Source organism: Sphingopyxis sp. SCN 67-31 (assembly GCF_001725095.1).
In genome coordinates this window covers 1-14792 of record NZ_MEFH01000075.1, presented here as the reverse complement: position 1 = coordinate 14792, position 14792 = coordinate 1, and the positions used below count along the sequence as shown (strand labels likewise).

The following is a 14792-nucleotide window of genomic DNA, read 5'->3' as shown; positions in this document are numbered from 1 at the left end:
CCTCTCCCCTGAAGGGGAGAGGGCTTATGGAGAATGACATGAAAATCGCCTTCATCGGACTCGGCAACATGGGCGGCGGGATGGCCGCGAACCTCGCGAAGGCGGGGCACGAGGTGCGCGCCTTCGACCTCAGCGAAGAGGCGCTCGCGCGCGCCGTCGAGGCGGGTTGCGCCCGCGCCGCGTCGGCCGCCGAGGCGGTGTCGGGTGCCGAGGCGGTGGTGACGATGCTCCCCGCGGGCCGGCATGTCGCCGGCGTCTATGAAGCCGACGTCTTCCCTAACGCCGCGCCCGGCACCCTGCTGCTCGACTGCTCGACGATCGACGTCGCGACCGCGCGGGCGAATATCGAGGCGTCGACCGCGAAGGGCCTCGTCGCGGTCGACGCGCCGGTGTCGGGCGGCATCGCGGCGGCCAATGCGGGGACGCTGACCTTCATGGTCGGCGGCACCGATGAAGGCTTCGCGCGCGCGCAGCCGATCCTCGCGAAGATGGGCAAGGCGGTAATCCACGCGGGCGACGCGGGCGCGGGGCAGGCGGCGAAAATCTGCAACAACATGCTGCTCGGCGCCTCGATGATCGCGACCTGCGAAAGCCTTGCGCTCGCGCAGAAGCTCGGGCTCGATCCGCAGAAATTCTTCGACATCGCCAGCGTCTCGTCGGGGCAGTGCTGGTCGCTGACCAGCTATGCGCCGCTCCCCGGCGTCGGTCCGACGACACCCGCCGACAATGGCTACAAGGGCGGCTTCGCGGCGGCACTGATGCTCAAGGACCTGCGCCTTGCGATGGAGGCGGCGCAAAGCGTCGACGCCGACGTTCCGATGGGCAGATGCGCGCGCGAGCTCTACGAAGCCTTCGTCGCGGCGGACAAGGACGGCCACGACTTTTCGGCGATTATCCAGACGTTGCAGGGCTCACGGTGTCCCCTTTGATGCGGGTGCCACATTCCTCGTCACCTCGGACTTGATCGGCAATTATCCCCTTTCGACAAGTAGCTGTTCCCCGGCGAAAGCAGGGGTCCATGCGAAGCAGCGCTGCGCCATCTGGACCCCGGCTTTCGCCGGGGAACAGCTACTTACTTGCCCGAAGGACATATGTGCCGACTTGATCCGGGATTCATTTTCCCGGCGCTGGTTTGAATGGATCCCGGATCAGGTCCGAGGTGACGATGAACGTGATGGGCCGCTCATTCCCGGCACGCGCGGTTCAATAGAAATCTGCCGTTTCGCCGCCATCGCGGCGGTCGGTGCGATGCACCTGCGTCGGCGCGTCCTTTCGGCCGGTCCGCACCTCGATCCGCCCGTTCACCCGCCGCACTTCGGCGGGGGCGAGGATACGCGCCCGCGCGACGCCGACCGCGGTCGGTTGCGGCGCCGGTGCGGCAGCCGGGGTGCTCGCGGCGAGCGACAGGACGGCGGCGAGGAGCATGATGGTCATGCTCTACCCTGACGGCAGCGCTTGCCAGCGTTTTAACCCTGAATCGCAAGATTTCGGCAGGGCGGGGAGGGCTGCTTTGACGAAGGCGGCGCCATTTGCTCCGCATCGGGACGAATCGGAGCGCGATGCCATCGAATGGCATCGTCACCCGCGAGCGGCGACGCTGTGCGGCAATCCAGAGTAGCGTAAACCGCTCTGGATTGCTTCGCTCCGCTCGCAATGACGAAGTGGGTCAATCCAATATCATCATGCTCCAACGCCCCTCTTCCGAAGAGGAGGGTGGATTCGTGTCAAAACCCGCTTTTCGCCGCCGCCTTTTCCTTCAGCAGCGGTGCGACCTCGAAACCGTGCTTTTCCAGCGCCGCGGCGATCTTGTCGGTGCCTTCCAGCCCGGCCCAGAACATCGGGCCGCCGCGATAGACCGGCCAGCCATAGCCATAGATCCACACGACATCGATGTCGCTCGCGCGCTGCGCCTTGCCCTCGGACAGGATCAGCGCGCCCTCGTTGACCATCGGATAGAGGGTGCGCTCGACGATCTCCTGATCGCTGATCTCGCGCTTCTCGACGCCCGCCTTGGCGCGGAACTGCTCGATGATCTCGGCGACGCGCGCGCTCTCCGACGGATTGCGCTTGTCGTCATAGTCATAGAAGCCCGCCTGCTTCTTCTGGCCCCAGCGACCCTCGGCGCACAGTGCGTCGCGGATGCTCTCGATCCGGTTGGGGTCGCGGTGCCAGCCGATATCGACGCCGGCAAGGTCGCTCATCTGGAACGGTCCCATCGGCATGCCGAAATCGACGTGCACCTTGTCGACCTGCGCCGGGGTCGCGCCTTCGAGCAGCAGCTTCTGCGCCTCGATCTGGCGCGGCGCGAGCATGCGGTTGCCGATGAAGCCGTGGCATACGCCCGCGACCACCGCGACCTTGCCGATCTTCTTGCCGATCGCCATCGCGGTCGCGAGGACGTCGTCGGCGGTCTTGTCGCCGCGCACGACCTCGAGCAGCTTCATGACGTTGGCGGGCGAAAAGAAGTGCATGCCGAGCACGTCGCCGGGGCGGCCGGTCGACGCCGCGATCTCGTTGACGTCGAGATAGCTGGTGTTCGACGCGAGGATCGCGCCGGGCTTGGCGATCTTGTCGAGCTTGCCGAAAATCTCCTTCTTGACGTCCATATTCTCATAGACCGCCTCGATGATCAGGTCGCAGTCGGCGAGCGCCTCCAGTTCGAGCGCCGGGGTGATCAGGCCCATCATCTGGTCGACCTGTTCGGGCTTGAAGCGGCCCTTCGCGGCGCTCGCGTCGTAATTCTTGCGCACCACGCCCAGCCCGCGGTCGAGCGCTTCCTGCTGCATTTCGACGATCGTGCAGGGGAAGCCCTTCTGCAGGAAGTTCATCATGATGCCGCCGCCCATCGTGCCGGCGCCGATGATGCCGACCTTCTTCACGTCGCGTAGCTTGATGTCCTTGGGCAGGCCGTCGATCTTCGCGGCCTGGCGCTCGGCGAAGAAGATGTGGCGCTGCGCCGCCGACTGGCTGCCCATCATCAGCTTCATGAACTCCTGCCGCTCGAAGGCGAGCCCTTCCTCGAACGGCAGCCGCGTCGCCGCCTCGACGCAGGCGAGGTTGGCATAGGGCGCCTCGAAACCGCGCCAGCGCTTGGCATTCTTGGTCTTGAGCTGTTCGATCACGCCGACGTCGCCGAACACCGCGCGCTCGCGCGTCGGGCGCGGGCCGTCGGCGATTTTCGCGCGCGCGAAAGCGATCGCGTCGGTGGCGAGGCTGTCCTCGCCCGCCAGTTCGTCGACCAGGCCCATCTCCTTCGCCCTGGGCGCGGGGACGGGATCGCCGAGCGAGGTCATCGTCGCCGCGGCCTCGACCCCGACGACGCGCGGCAGCCGCTGGGTGCCGCCCGCGCCGGGCAGCAGTCCCAGCTTGACCTCGGGCACGCCCAGCTTCGCCGACGGAACGGCGACGCGATAGTGACAGACGAGCGCGGTTTCGAGACCGCCGCCCAGCGCCGTGCCGTGGATCGCCGCGACGACCGGCTTCGACGCCGCCTCGATCATGTTGAGCACGGCGTTGAAATCGGGACCGCGCGGGGCCTTGCCGAACTCGCTGATGTCGGCGCCGGCGATGAAGGTGCCGCCGTCGCAGCGCAGCACGATCGCCTTGACGCCATCGTCGGCGAGCGCCGCCTTGAAATTGTCCTCGAGGCCCTGGCGAACGTGCCAGGACAGCGCGTTGACGGGCGGATTGTTGACGATGATGACGGCGACGTCGCCGTCCTTCTGCATCGTGACGCTGACGGGGGTATCTTCGGACATGGGAGAACTCCTTGGTCTAATGGTCAATCGTCGATCGCGGCGTGGACGAGCGTCTTGACCTCGCGCCGCACGGGATAGGTGGAAGAGGGCATGAGCTGGGTCATGAAGACCATGCACATCTCTTCGACCGGATCGACGAAGAAACCGGTCGAGAACATGCCGCCCCAATAATAATCGCCCGCCGAGCCGGGAATGCCCGCATGCGCGGGGTCGAGTGTGACCGCGAAGCCAAGCCCGAAGCCGACCCCGGCATTCTCGTCCTCGGAAAAGATGCCGACGCTGTGCTGCGTCAGGTCGCCGCCGCCGACCAGGTGGTTCGCTGTCATCAGGTCCAGCGTCTTGCGGCTGATGATTCGCGTCCCCTCCAGCTTGCCGCCGCCGAGCAGCATCAGGCAGAAACGGTGATAGTCGTGCAGCGTCGAGGCGAGCCCGCCGCCGCCCGAATGGAAGCTGCGCGCCTTGGCCCAGCGGCTGCGGTCGCCGCTGTCGAACGGCTTCATCTTCTCCTTCGGGTCGAAGGCATAGCAGTCGGTCAGCCGGTGCTGCTGGTCGGCGGGCACCTGAAAGCCGGTGTCGGCCATGCCGAGCGGATCGAAGATGCGCTCCTTGAGCACCGCGGCGAAGGGCTTGCCCTCGATCCGCTCGATCACCGCGCCCAGCACGTCGGTCGCCATCGAATAGTTCCAGTGCGCGCCCGGGTCGAATTGCAGCGGAATCTTCGCCAGCCCCTCGATGAAGCCGTCCATCGTGTAGTCGGCGTCGAAATCGTCGATCTTCGTCTTGCGATAGGCGGCGTCGACCGGCGTCCGCTCCTGAAAGCTGTAGGTCAGCCCGGCGGTGTGGCGGAGCAGGTCGACCATCAGGATCGGCCGCGCCGGCGGCCGGGTCAGGAAGGGGACGTTGCCGCCCCCCGCGACGAACACGCCGGTGTCCCTGAACTCGGGGCAAAATTTGACCAGCGGGTCGCTCAGCGCGACTTTGCCTTCCTCGACCAGCGTCATGAAGGCGACCGAGGTGATCGGCTTGCTCATGCTGGCGATGCGAAAGATCGCATCTTCCTTCAGCGCCGATCCGGGACGGCCGTCGCCGATGCACGACAGATGCGCGATCTCGCCGCGCCGCGACACCAGCGTCGCGGCATGCGGCAGGCGGCCCGTCTCCACATATTTGGCGGACAGAAAAGCTGGAATGCGATCCAGCCGCGCCGTGTCGAAACCGTGACCCATATCGTCTCCGTTCTAGTGCGAGGTCTGGCCGAGAAGCTGGCGCGTAACCGGGTGCGAGCTGGTGAGGCCGCCGTCGACCGCGATCGCCTGCCCGTTGACATAGCTCGCCTGGTCGCTCGCGAGGAAGAGGGCGACGTTCGCCAGCTCCTCGGGCTGCCCCGCGCGCTTCAGCGGATTGAGCTGGCCGATCTTGTGGGTGACGCCTTTTTCCTTGGCATAGTCGAAGGTCGGCCGGGTCATTCCCGTCTCGGTCAGGCCGGGGCAGATCGCGTTGACGCGGACATTGGCGCTCGTCATCTGCTGTGCCGCGGTCTTGGCGAGGTTGATGACCCCCGCCTTCGATGCCGAATAGGCGGCCGGACCCGCGCCCGAATTGATCCCCGCGACGCTCGCGGTCAGCACGATCGCACCGCCGCGGCCTTGGTCGACCATCGCCTTGCCGGCGTGCTTCACCATCAGCGCCGGGCCGATCAGGTTGACGCGCAGCGTCTCGGCGAAACCTTCGGGCGTGATGTCGAAGATGCCGCCCATGTCGCCGATGATCCCGGCATTGGCGAAGGCGATGTCGAGCCCGCCGTAGGTCTCCTTGGCGGCTGCGACGAGCTTCGCGACGTCGGCCTCGACCCCCGCGTCGATTTCGAGCGCGACGGCCTCGCCGCCCGCATCCTTCACCGCCTGCGCCGTGTCATGCACCGCCGCCGTCTTGTCGCCGATGACCAGCTTCGCGCCCTCGGCGGCAAAGCGCAGCGCGCTCGCGCGGCCAATGCCGCTGGCCGCGCCGGTGATGATCGCGATCTTGCCGTCCAAAGCGCCCATATTCAGCCTCCGCTCGATGTGTTGCCGCCGTCGATGACGATCGTCTGGCCGGTGGTGAAGCCGCCCGCCGGGCTCGCGAGGAAGACCGCGGCGCCCGCAATCTCGTGCGGCTCGCCGATGCGGCGCAGCGGCGACCGGCGCGTCGACACCTCCAGCGTGTCGGGGTTTTCCCACAGCGCGCGGGCGAAATCGGTCTTGATCAGACCCGGCGCGATGCAGTTCACCCGTACGCCGGCGGGCCCGAACTCGTCGGCCAGATTGCGGGCCATCTGCATGTCGGCGGCCTTCGAGATGCAATAGGCGCCGATGATCGACGATCCTTTCAGCCCGCCGATCGAGCTGATGATCGTGATCGACCCCTTGCCCGCCGCCGTCATCGCCGGGGCGCACATGTGGATCAGCCAGTGGTTCGACAGGATGTTGTTGTCGAGAATCTTGCGGAACGCATCGTCGCTGATTCCCGCCGACGGGCCGTAATAGGGATTGGAGGCGGCGTTGCAGACGAGCGCGGTGACGGGGCCGAAGGCGGCGACCGTCTCGTCGACCAGATGCTGCAGATCATCCTTTGACGAAATGTTCGCAGCGACCGCGATCGCGGTGTCGGCTCCGTGCCGCGCGTTGATCTCCGCCGCCACCGCGTCGCAGGCGTCCTGCTTGCGGCTCGAGATCACGACCTTTGCGCCGTGCGCGGCCATCGCCTCGGCGATCGCCTTGCCGATGCCGCGCGACGATCCGGTGATCAGCGCGACCTCGCCCTGCATGTCGAACAGATTCATGCGCCGGCCTTTCTGGCAAACTCCCACGCCCGCTGCGCGAGCGGCAGGACGCGTTCGGACATCTCCTTCGCATGGGCGGAGGAAGCGGTGCCGTCGATGACGCGCTTCTTGATCCCCTGCATGATGCCCGCGAGGCGGAAGAAATTATAGGCGAAATACCAGTTCATGTCGGGCACGCTGTCGCGCCCGGTCGCCGCGCAATAGCGCTCGACCACCTCTTCGAGCTCGGGAATGCCCAGCGCCTTGCGGTCGAGGTCGGCGACGCCCGACCGGCCGCCGTTCTCGGTCACCCACGCCATGGCGACATAGGTGAAATCGGCGAGCGGATCGCCGAGCGTCGACAGTTCCCAGTCGAGCACCGCGCGCACCTGCGGCCGATCGCTGGCCCAGATCATGTTGTCGATGCGATAGTCGCCATGGACGACGCTGGTGCGCGTCTGTTCGGGCAGCGTCGCGGGCAGCCACGCGATCAGCCGCTCCATCTCGTCCATCGTCTCGGTTTCGGACAGCCTGTACTGCTTGGTCCAGCGGTCGACCTGGCGGCCGAAATAATTGCCCGGCTTGCCGAAATCGGACAATCCCGCCGCTGCGACATCGACGCCGTGCAGCGCGGCGAGCGTGTCGATCATCGCATCATAAGTGGCGCGGCGATTCTCCGGCGTCGATCCCGGCATCGACCCGTCCCAGATGGTGTGGCCGTCGACCATGTCCATCACATAGAACCAGCTTCCCACCACGCTTTCGTCGGTGCACAGCCCGTACTGGCGCGCGACCGGGAAGCCCATCTTGTGGAGCCCCGCCTGCACCTTGTATTCGCGGTCGACCGCGTGCGCCGAGGGGAGCAGCGGACCGAAGGGCTTGCGGCGCAGCACATAATTGCCGGACGGCGAGGCGATCCTGTATGTCGGATTCGACTGGCCGCCGGCGAACTTGCTCTGCGTCAGCGGTCCCTGAAAGCCTTCGACATTCGCTTCCATCCACGCCGTCAGCTTCGCCTCGTCGAGGATGTCGGCGCCCTCGGGCGCGACGGTGCCGGAGAAAAGTTTCTGTGCGTCCATTGCTGTCGTCATGCGGGCCTCTTTTCCCGTTCGGGCTGAGCAAGGGGATGGAGGATCACTGATCGAACACGATCACCGACCGCGCGGCATCGCCCTTCTTCATCTTGTCGAATCCCTCGTTGATCTTCTCGAGCGGAATCGTCTCGGCGACGATGCTGTCGAGGTCGAGCAGTCCGCGCAGGTAGAAATCGACCAGTCGCGGAATGTCGACCGGGAAGCGGTTGCCGCCCATGATCGCGCCCTGCAGCTTCTTGCTCGCGAGCAGGTCCATCGCGCCGAGCCCAACCTGTTCATTGAGCGGCATCATGCCCAGGATCGTCGCGGTGCCGCCGCGGCGCAGCGACGCCACCGCGAGCTTTGCCGAAGCCGGGCGCCCGACCGCCTCGATCGCATGATCGACGCCGCCCCTGGTCATCTCGACGATCTGCTTCGCAGCATCGTCGGCGAGCGCGTCGACCGTGTCGGTCGCGCCCAGCTTCATCGCCAGCTCGCGCTTCTCGGGCACCGGGTCGGCGGCGATGATGCGCCCCGCGCCCGCGATCTTCGCGGCGTTGATCGTCGCGAGGCCGACGCCGCCGCAGCCGACGACCGCGACCGTCTCGCCCGGCGTGACCTTGCAGGCGTTGAAGATCGTTCCCGCGCCCGTCGTCACCGCGCAGCCGATCACCGCGGCGCGGTCGAGCGGCATATCCGGGTCGATCGCGACGCAGGCATGTTCGTGGACCAGCATCACCTCCGAAAAGGCGCTGAGGTTGAGCATCTGGTTGACGGGCGATCCGTCGGGCCGCGTGATGCGCGGCGCCGATCCGGCCGGCCGCCGCGTGTCGCCGCCGAGGCACAGCGACATGCGGCCCGTCACGCAGAATTCGCAGTGGCCGCAGAAGGCCGACAGGCAGGTGACGACCGCGTCGCCGGGCTTGACCGTGCGCACCTCGCTGCCGACCGCCTCGACGATCCCCGCCGCCTCGTGGCCCGGGATCGCGGGCAGCGGGTGCGGATAGGCGCCGTCGATGAAATGCAGGTCCGAATGGCACAGGCCGCAGGCGGCGGTGCGGATGCGCACCTCGTGCGGGCCGGGCGCGTCGACGACGATCTGCTCGATGACGAGCGGCTTGCCGGGTTCGATCAGGACGGCGGCTTTGGTCATTCTATGCTTCCCTCATTGCCGTTCGTGCCGAGCTTGTCGAAGCACCGTTCTTCCTTCATGTCGTCAAAAGAAAAGAACGGCCCTTCGACAGGCTCAGGGCGAACGGTTCAAGATTTAACGCGAAACCCCGACGTCGCCCGACGAAAAGCCCGGGTCGTTCAGCGCCGCCGAATGCTTGGCAAGCTCGATGCGGGCGATGGCGCGCGCGTGAACCTCGTCCGGCCCGTCGGCAAGGCGCAGCGTGCGCTGCCCGGAATACATCTTGGCGAGGCCGAAATCCTCGCTGACGCCGCCGCCGCCATGCGCCTGGATCGCGTCGTCTATGATCTGCAGCGCCATCGACGGCGCCTGCACCTTGATCATCGCGATCTCGGCCGCCGCCGACTTGTTGCCGACCTTGTCCATCATGTCGGCCGCCTTCAGGCACAGGAGGCGCGTCATCTCGATATCGATGCGCGCGCGTGCGATGCGCTGTTCCCAGATGCTGTGCTCGGCGATCGTCTTGCCGAAGGCGACGCGCGACTGGAGCCGCCGGCACATCTTCTCCAGCGCTTCCTCGGCGACGCCGATCGTGCGCATGCAGTGATGGATGCGCCCCGGCCCGAGCCGGCCCTGCGCGATCTCGAACCCACGGCCCTCGCCCAGCAGCATCGCATCCTCGGCGTTGACGCGCACGTCCTTCAGTTCGATTTCCATATGGCCGTGCGGGGCGTCGTCATAGCCGAAGACGGGCAGGTGGCGGATGATGTTGATGCCCGGCGCGTCCATCGGCACCGCCAGCATCGACTGCTGCTGGTGGCGCTTGGCGCCGAAGTCGGTCTTGCCCATCACGATCGCGACCTTGCAGCGCGGATCGCCCGCGCCCGACGACCACCATTTGGTGCCGTTGATCACATAATCGTCGCCGTCGCGCTCGATCCGCGTCTCGATATTGGTCGCATCGGACGAGGCGACCTGCGGCTCGGTCATCAAAAAGGCCGAACGGATTTCGCCGTTCATCAGCGGCTTCAGCCATTTTTCCTTCTGAGCGGCGGTGCCGTAGCGATGGAACACCTCCATGTTGCCGGTGTCGGGCGCCGAACAGTTGAACACCTCGCTCGCGAAGCCGACGCGGCCCATCTCCTCGGCGCACAGCGCATATTCGAGGTTGGTGAGGCCGGGACCCTCGAACTCGAACGTCTCGTCGACATGATGATGCGCGTCGCTGCGCGGCGGCATGAACAGGTTCCAGATGCCTGCAGCCTTCGCCTCGGCCTTCAGGTCCTCGACGATCTGGATCACCTTCCAGCGATCGCCCGCCGCATCCTGCTCCTTGTAGGTCGGGACCGCGGGCCGCACCTTGCGTTCGATGAATTCGCGCACCCGGCCCTGCCAGTGCTTCTGCCGATCGGTGAGGTCGAAATCCATCGCAGCTTCCTTTCCCTTTACGTTCACGTAAGCCTATGGGCCGATTCGCCCCCCTTTGCCAAGTCCCGCGGCGCAGAAAATTGCCCGAAGCGCAAAGCGCGCGCAATCTTCCGCTACGGTGTCGGCCCCTCGCGCCTGGTCGAGGCGAGGGCGGCGAGGCGGGCCTCGTGGCCGGCCCGGTCGATCGTATAGCGGCGCAGCAGCAGCGCGGCGATGATGGAGATCAAAACCATCGCGCCCGTGAAGGCCCACGCCAGCGCGGTGGCGGTGCCGGGCGCCAGATCCTCGGGCCGGACGCGGTCGCCGAGCCCGGCGAAGACGACGAGTTCGCCGACCAGGAAGATGCCGAGCGCCTGGCCGAATTTCTGGGTCATCAGATAGCCGGCGAAGAAGACCCCCTCGATCCGCGTCCCGTGCTCGACCTCGTGCGCCTCGACGATCTCGGCGACCATCGACGAGGCGGAGATCGTCGCGACGACGAAACCGAGCAGCGACACGGTCATGAAGACCAGCAGCAGGATCATCGACGGCCAGCCGCCCAGTTCGGCCCACCAGCCGAGGTTGCGCGCGGCATAGGGCAGGAATCCAACCGCGCCGCTGAACAGGATCGCGCCGACCGCGGTGTCGCGCTTGCCGAAGCGGCGGTGCGCGCGGCCGACCGCGAAGAAGGCGCCGAACACCGCGATGGCGAGCCCGGCCGGATACCAGGCGAGCTGCGCATCGCTGAGCTGCCAGACATAGAGCATCATGTAATTGACCGACGCGATCATCGTCGCATAGCCGGTGACGAGGAACAGCGCCCCGCTCGTCAGCGCCAGGAAGGCGGGATTGCGGAAGGCGAGCGCGATGTCGGCGAGCATCGCGAGCCCGTGGCGCTGCACCGGCGGGCGCGGCGGCAGCGTCATGATCCGCCGATGCTGCCCGGCCGCCGAGCCCAGCGTCGAGACGAGAATCAGCACCGCGCCGAACAGCCCGAAGGCGGCGTAGCCCGAAGGATCGAGCAGGCCGTTCTGGCCCGGATCGTCCGATTTCAGGAAATAGCCATAGGCGAGCGCGGTCGCGAGCAGCCCGCCGAGCCAGCCGAACAGGAAGCGATAGCGCATCAGCGCGGTGCGCTCGTCATAGTCGTGGGTCAGCTCGGCGACGAGCGAGATCGACGGAATCTCGCACGCCGACACCAGGATGCGCACCGCGATCAGGTTGAGTGCGAGGCCCAGCGTCGAATGGGTCGCGATGTCGGGCGACAGCCACAGCAGCGTCCAGGCGATCGCCATCGGCACCGCGGCGCCATAGAGCCACGGCAGCCGCCGCCCCAGCCGCGTGCGCGTTGCGTCGGTCAGGCGGCCGATCAGCGGGTCGGCGAGCCCGTCGACGAACATCGCGCCGATCAGCACCAGCGACACGATGCGCGGGTCGAAGCCGAGCACCTGGTTGTAATAGATCATGAAGAAGGTGGTGAGCCCCGCCTCCTTCACCCCCAGCGCGACGCTGCCCAGCCCGTGCGCGAGCTTGATCCGCGTCGGCAGCAGGCCCGCGAGCGGCGCGGCGGTCATCGCTGCTCCTCTGCCGCCGCCTGCGCGCTCGCCAGCGCCGCGACGCGCGCCTCATGGTCGGCGCGGTCGATCGGATAATAGCGGAAGATCAGCGAAGAGACGACCGCGAACAGGATCACCAGCACGCAGTAATAGAGCGAGAAATCGTCGATCACCGCCTCGGGAACCTTGGCCGGGTCGGCCTTTTCGGGGATGCCCGCGATATCGACGAGCAGCCCGGTGACGAAGATGCCGAGCCCGGTCGCGCATTTCTGCATGAAGAAATTGCCGGCGAAGAAGGTGCCCTCGCTGCGCCGCCCGGTCTCGACCTCCGACGCCTCGACGATGTCGGCAATCATCGACCCGCCGGAGATCATCACCGCGACGCTGAACAGGTTGGCGAGGAAGAAGAAGACGAACAGGCCGGCGGTCGAGGCGGTGCTGCCCTCGACCGGCCAGGCGCCGAAATGGCGCAGCAGGAACGGCGTGACCCAGAAGGCCATGCCGATCAGCCCGCCGGCGATCGCGGTCGCGCGCTTGCCGAAGCGGCGGTGCGCCGGGCCGACGAGCAGGAAGGTGCCGACGACGCTCGCGAACAGCACCCACGGATAGAGCATGAAGGCGCCGGGCGAGAAGCGCCAGATGAAGATATAGAGATAGTTGGAGATGGAGAAGGTCACCCCCTGACTCGTATAGGCGATCGCGCCCGCCGCGAGCAGGACGAGGAAGGCCGGATGGCTCAGCGCCTCGCGAATCTCGCGAAAGGCGGTGCCGATGCGCAGCGTCGACGGCTTGCGTTCGGGCCAGCGCGCCGCCCAGCGATGCTGCCCGGCGGCGGAGACCAGCACCGTCGCCGCCATCAGCAGTCCGCCGAACAGCCCATATTGATAATAGCCCTCGACCTGCAGCAGCGACTTGGCGAGAAAGACGTCATAGGCGAGGAAGAGCATCAGCAGCCCGCCCGCCCAGCCGAACAGGAAGCGATAGCGCATCAGCGTCGTCCGCTCGTCGTAATCGCGCGTCAGTTCGGGAAGCAACGCGACCGACGGCACCTCGCAGCACGACACCAGGCTGCGCACGATCATCGCGACGATGACGAGGTGCCAGAAGCCGGGCGCGGCGTCGGCGTCCGGCGTCCACAGCGCGAACCAGGCGAAGGCGAGCGGGATCGGCGCCAAATAGAGCCACGGCAGCCGCCGGCCCCAGCGCGTGTGCGTCTGGTCGGACAGGTAGCCGATCACCGGATCGACGAAGGCGTCGAGCACGAGCGCGAGCATCAGCGCGAGGCTGACCAGCTTCGCGTCCATCCCCAGCACCTGATTGTAGAAAAGCAGCAGGAAGGTCGAGAAACCGTTGTCCTTCACGCCATAGGCGATGCTGCCGAGGCCGTGATAGAGTTTGAGGCGCAGCGGCAGCCGCGCCTCCGCCGCGGCGGCGGTCACGCGGCCGCCCCGGCCTTCGCCGCTTCCTCCATCGCCGTCAGCGCGTCGAACATCCCCGGTTCATTGGGGTCCCAGGCATGGCGCTGGCCGATCGTCAGCCCGCCGTCGACCAGCATGTGGGTGCCGGTCATGAAGCCCGCGTCCTCGCTCGCCAGATAGGCGACCGCATTGGCGATGTCCTCCGGCTGGCCGCCGCGCGCGACGGGCTGCGCGTGCGCGCTCATGTCGGCGATGATCGCCTTCGCGGCGTCCTTGCTCGCTTCGGGCACTTCGAGCGATTCGGTGAAGATGTTGGTGTTGATGAAGCCGGGGCAGATCGCGTTGACGCGGATGCCATATTGCGCGAGGTCGGTCGCCGCGACCTTGGTCAGGTGCAGCACCCCCGCCTTCGCCACGGCATAGGCGGTCGGCGAATAGCCGGCGCCCAGCGCCGCGACGCTCGCGGTGTTGACGATGCTCGCGCCCCCGCTTTTCGTGGAGGGGCGCCCCTTCATGTGCGGCGCGGCATAGCGGATGCCCATCGCGACCGATTTCAGCAGCAGGTCCATCGTGCGGTCCCAGCCCTCGGGCGTGATCTCGTCGATCGGGGCGCGGTCGCCGCCCGCGCCGGCATTGTTGAAGACGATGTCGATGCCGCCGCCCTTCGCGGCCGCGGCGTTCATCAGCGCCTCGATGTCGGCCGGCTGCGTCACGTCGCAGCGGATGAAATCGATCCGGCCGTTCGAGGCGGCGGCGAGCGCCTGCCCGCCGGCTTCGTCGATGTCGGCGGCGAAGACGTGAGCCCCTTCGCTCGCCAGTTTCAGAACGGCGGCCTTGCCGATCCCCGATGCCGCGCCGGTGACGACGGCGACCTTGCCTGCGAATCGCATGATTGTCTGCTCTCCCGTTTTCTTTTGCCACCCAGCTTAGGCGCACGGGAAGGCGCGTCAACGGCTCGCAAACCGACGCTACGGCGCCGTAGCGGCAGCTTGTCGCATCCAAGTTGACGCTTGCGTAAACTTGCCGAGTCCTACTAGTTTGCGCGGCAGAAGAGGAGCCTGTGAAGATGAGCGATCCGGACGCTTTCCGCGCCGAGGTGCGTGCCTGGCTGGAAGCCAATTGCCCCCCCGAAATGCGCGAGCCCGTGCGCGACGAGGACGACGTCTGCTGGGGCGGACGCAAGTTCGTGTTCAAGAACGCGGCGCAGAAACAGTGGCTCGAAGCGTGCGTCGCCAGGGGCTACACCGTTCCCGACTGGCCGAAGGAATATGGCGGCGCCGGCCTCAGCCCCGAAGAAACGAAGATCCTGCGCCAGGAAATGAAGCGCATCCACGCGCGCTCGCCGCTCGACAGCTTCGGCATCTGGATGCTCGGCCCGGCGCTGCTCAAGTTCGGGACCGAGGAGCAGAAGGTCCATTATCTGAACCAGATCGCGCGCGGCGAAATCCGCTGGTGTCAGGGCTATTCGGAACCGGGTTCGGGCAGCGACCTCGTGTCCCTGCAAACCTTCGGCGAAGACAAGGGCGATCACTGGGTCGTCAACGGGTCGAAAATCTGGACCAGCTATGCCGACAAGGCCGACTGGATCTTCTGCCTCGTCCGCACCGACAAGGCGAACAAATATCAGGGCATCACCTTCATGCTCTTCGAC

At 66.7% G+C, this 14792-nt stretch carries 13 protein-coding genes; 2 read left to right on the top strand and 11 right to left on the bottom strand.

Features of this window, described 5'->3' with window-relative positions; all coding sequences use genetic code 11:
* Positions 1 to 38 precede the first annotated feature (38 nt).
* A complete protein-coding gene (gene mmsB / locus ABS88_RS15890) occupies positions 39 to 929 on the top strand; it encodes a 3-hydroxyisobutyrate dehydrogenase (protein WP_286750120.1) in 891 nt (296 codons plus the stop codon).
* A gap of 274 nt (positions 930 to 1203) precedes the next feature.
* Here mmsB and ABS88_RS15885 read toward each other — a convergent pair whose 3' ends face one another.
* The 11 genes from ABS88_RS15885 to ABS88_RS15835 form a co-directional block, all read right to left on the bottom strand.
* Positions 1204 to 1434, bottom strand: coding sequence for a hypothetical protein (locus tag ABS88_RS15885; protein WP_286750119.1), 231 nt, complete (start codon positions 1432 to 1434; stop codon positions 1204 to 1206).
* A 290-nt stretch (positions 1435 to 1724) separates the two neighbouring features.
* Positions 1725 to 3758: a 3-hydroxyacyl-CoA dehydrogenase NAD-binding domain-containing protein gene (locus ABS88_RS15880; protein ID WP_286750118.1), complete on the bottom strand. Its 2034-nt coding sequence runs from the start codon at positions 3756 to 3758 to the stop codon at positions 1725 to 1727.
* Between the two features lie 23 nt (positions 3759 to 3781).
* Positions 3782 to 4984, bottom strand: coding sequence for a serine hydrolase domain-containing protein (locus tag ABS88_RS15875; protein WP_067109733.1), 1203 nt, complete (start codon positions 4982 to 4984; stop codon positions 3782 to 3784).
* 12 nt (positions 4985 to 4996) lie between these two features.
* Positions 4997 to 5800, bottom strand: coding sequence for an SDR family NAD(P)-dependent oxidoreductase (locus tag ABS88_RS15870; protein ID WP_067109736.1), 804 nt, complete (start codon positions 5798 to 5800; stop codon positions 4997 to 4999).
* Between the two features lie 2 nt (positions 5801 to 5802).
* Positions 5803 to 6576: an SDR family NAD(P)-dependent oxidoreductase gene (locus tag ABS88_RS15865; protein WP_286750117.1), complete on the bottom strand. Its 774-nt coding sequence runs from the start codon at positions 6574 to 6576 to the stop codon at positions 5803 to 5805.
* A complete protein-coding gene (locus tag ABS88_RS15860; RefSeq protein WP_286750116.1) occupies positions 6573 to 7646 on the bottom strand; it encodes a phosphotransferase family protein in 1074 nt (357 codons plus the stop codon). The genes ABS88_RS15865 and ABS88_RS15860 overlap by 4 nt, the downstream gene beginning before the upstream one ends.
* Positions 7647 to 7689: 43 nt before the next feature.
* Positions 7690 to 8781, bottom strand: a complete 1092-nt coding sequence (locus ABS88_RS15855; RefSeq protein ID WP_286750115.1) for a Zn-dependent alcohol dehydrogenase — start codon at positions 8779 to 8781, stop codon at positions 7690 to 7692.
* 114 nt (positions 8782 to 8895) lie between these two features.
* Entirely contained in the window at positions 8896 to 10188 is a 1293-nt protein-coding gene (locus ABS88_RS15850; RefSeq protein ID WP_067109747.1) for an acyl-CoA dehydrogenase family protein, read from the bottom strand.
* A gap of 113 nt (positions 10189 to 10301) precedes the next feature.
* A complete protein-coding gene (locus ABS88_RS15845) occupies positions 10302 to 11741 on the bottom strand; it encodes an MFS transporter (RefSeq protein WP_286750114.1) in 1440 nt (479 codons plus the stop codon).
* The gene (locus ABS88_RS15840) at positions 11738 to 13162 is read right to left on the bottom strand and encodes an MFS transporter (RefSeq protein ID WP_286750113.1); all 1425 of its coding nucleotides are present in this window, start codon (positions 13160 to 13162) and stop codon (positions 11738 to 11740) included. The genes ABS88_RS15845 and ABS88_RS15840 overlap by 4 nt, the downstream gene beginning before the upstream one ends.
* Positions 13159 to 14031: an SDR family NAD(P)-dependent oxidoreductase gene (locus ABS88_RS15835; RefSeq protein WP_286750112.1), complete on the bottom strand. Its 873-nt coding sequence runs from the start codon at positions 14029 to 14031 to the stop codon at positions 13159 to 13161. The genes ABS88_RS15840 and ABS88_RS15835 overlap by 4 nt, the downstream gene beginning before the upstream one ends.
* Positions 14032 to 14207: 176 nt before the next feature.
* On the opposite strand from ABS88_RS15835, the gene ABS88_RS15830 reads away from it, so the two are divergent.
* Positions 14208 to 14792 (top strand): acyl-CoA dehydrogenase family protein (locus ABS88_RS15830; RefSeq protein ID WP_286750111.1); only part of this gene is annotated, 585 nt, incomplete at its 3' end.

Coding starts and splice junctions, on each gene's coding strand:
- ABS88_RS15855 (WP_286750115.1), bottom strand. CDS start 8,781: ATGACCAAAGCCGCCGTCCTGATCGAACCCGGCAAGCCGCTCGTCATC.
- ABS88_RS15885 (WP_286750119.1), bottom strand. CDS start 1,434: ATGACCATCATGCTCCTCGCCGCCGTCCTGTCGCTCGCCGCGAGCACC.
- ABS88_RS15880 (WP_286750118.1), bottom strand. CDS start 3,758: ATGTCCGAAGATACCCCCGTCAGCGTCACGATGCAGAAGGACGGCGAC.
- ABS88_RS15875 (WP_067109733.1), bottom strand. CDS start 4,984: ATGGGTCACGGTTTCGACACGGCGCGGCTGGATCGCATTCCAGCTTTT.
- ABS88_RS15870 (WP_067109736.1), bottom strand. CDS start 5,800: ATGGGCGCTTTGGACGGCAAGATCGCGATCATCACCGGCGCGGCCAGC.
- ABS88_RS15850 (WP_067109747.1), bottom strand. CDS start 10,188: ATGGATTTCGACCTCACCGATCGGCAGAAGCACTGGCAGGGCCGGGTG.
- ABS88_RS15860 (WP_286750116.1), bottom strand. CDS start 7,646: ATGACGACAGCAATGGACGCACAGAAACTTTTCTCCGGCACCGTCGCG.
- ABS88_RS15835 (WP_286750112.1), bottom strand. CDS start 14,031: ATGCGATTCGCAGGCAAGGTCGCCGTCGTCACCGGCGCGGCATCGGGG.
- mmsB (WP_286750120.1), top strand. CDS start 39: ATGAAAATCGCCTTCATCGGACTCGGCAACATGGGCGGCGGGATGGCC.
- ABS88_RS15865 (WP_286750117.1), bottom strand. CDS start 6,576: ATGAATCTGTTCGACATGCAGGGCGAGGTCGCGCTGATCACCGGATCG.
- ABS88_RS15845 (WP_286750114.1), bottom strand. CDS start 11,741: ATGACCGCCGCGCCGCTCGCGGGCCTGCTGCCGACGCGGATCAAGCTC.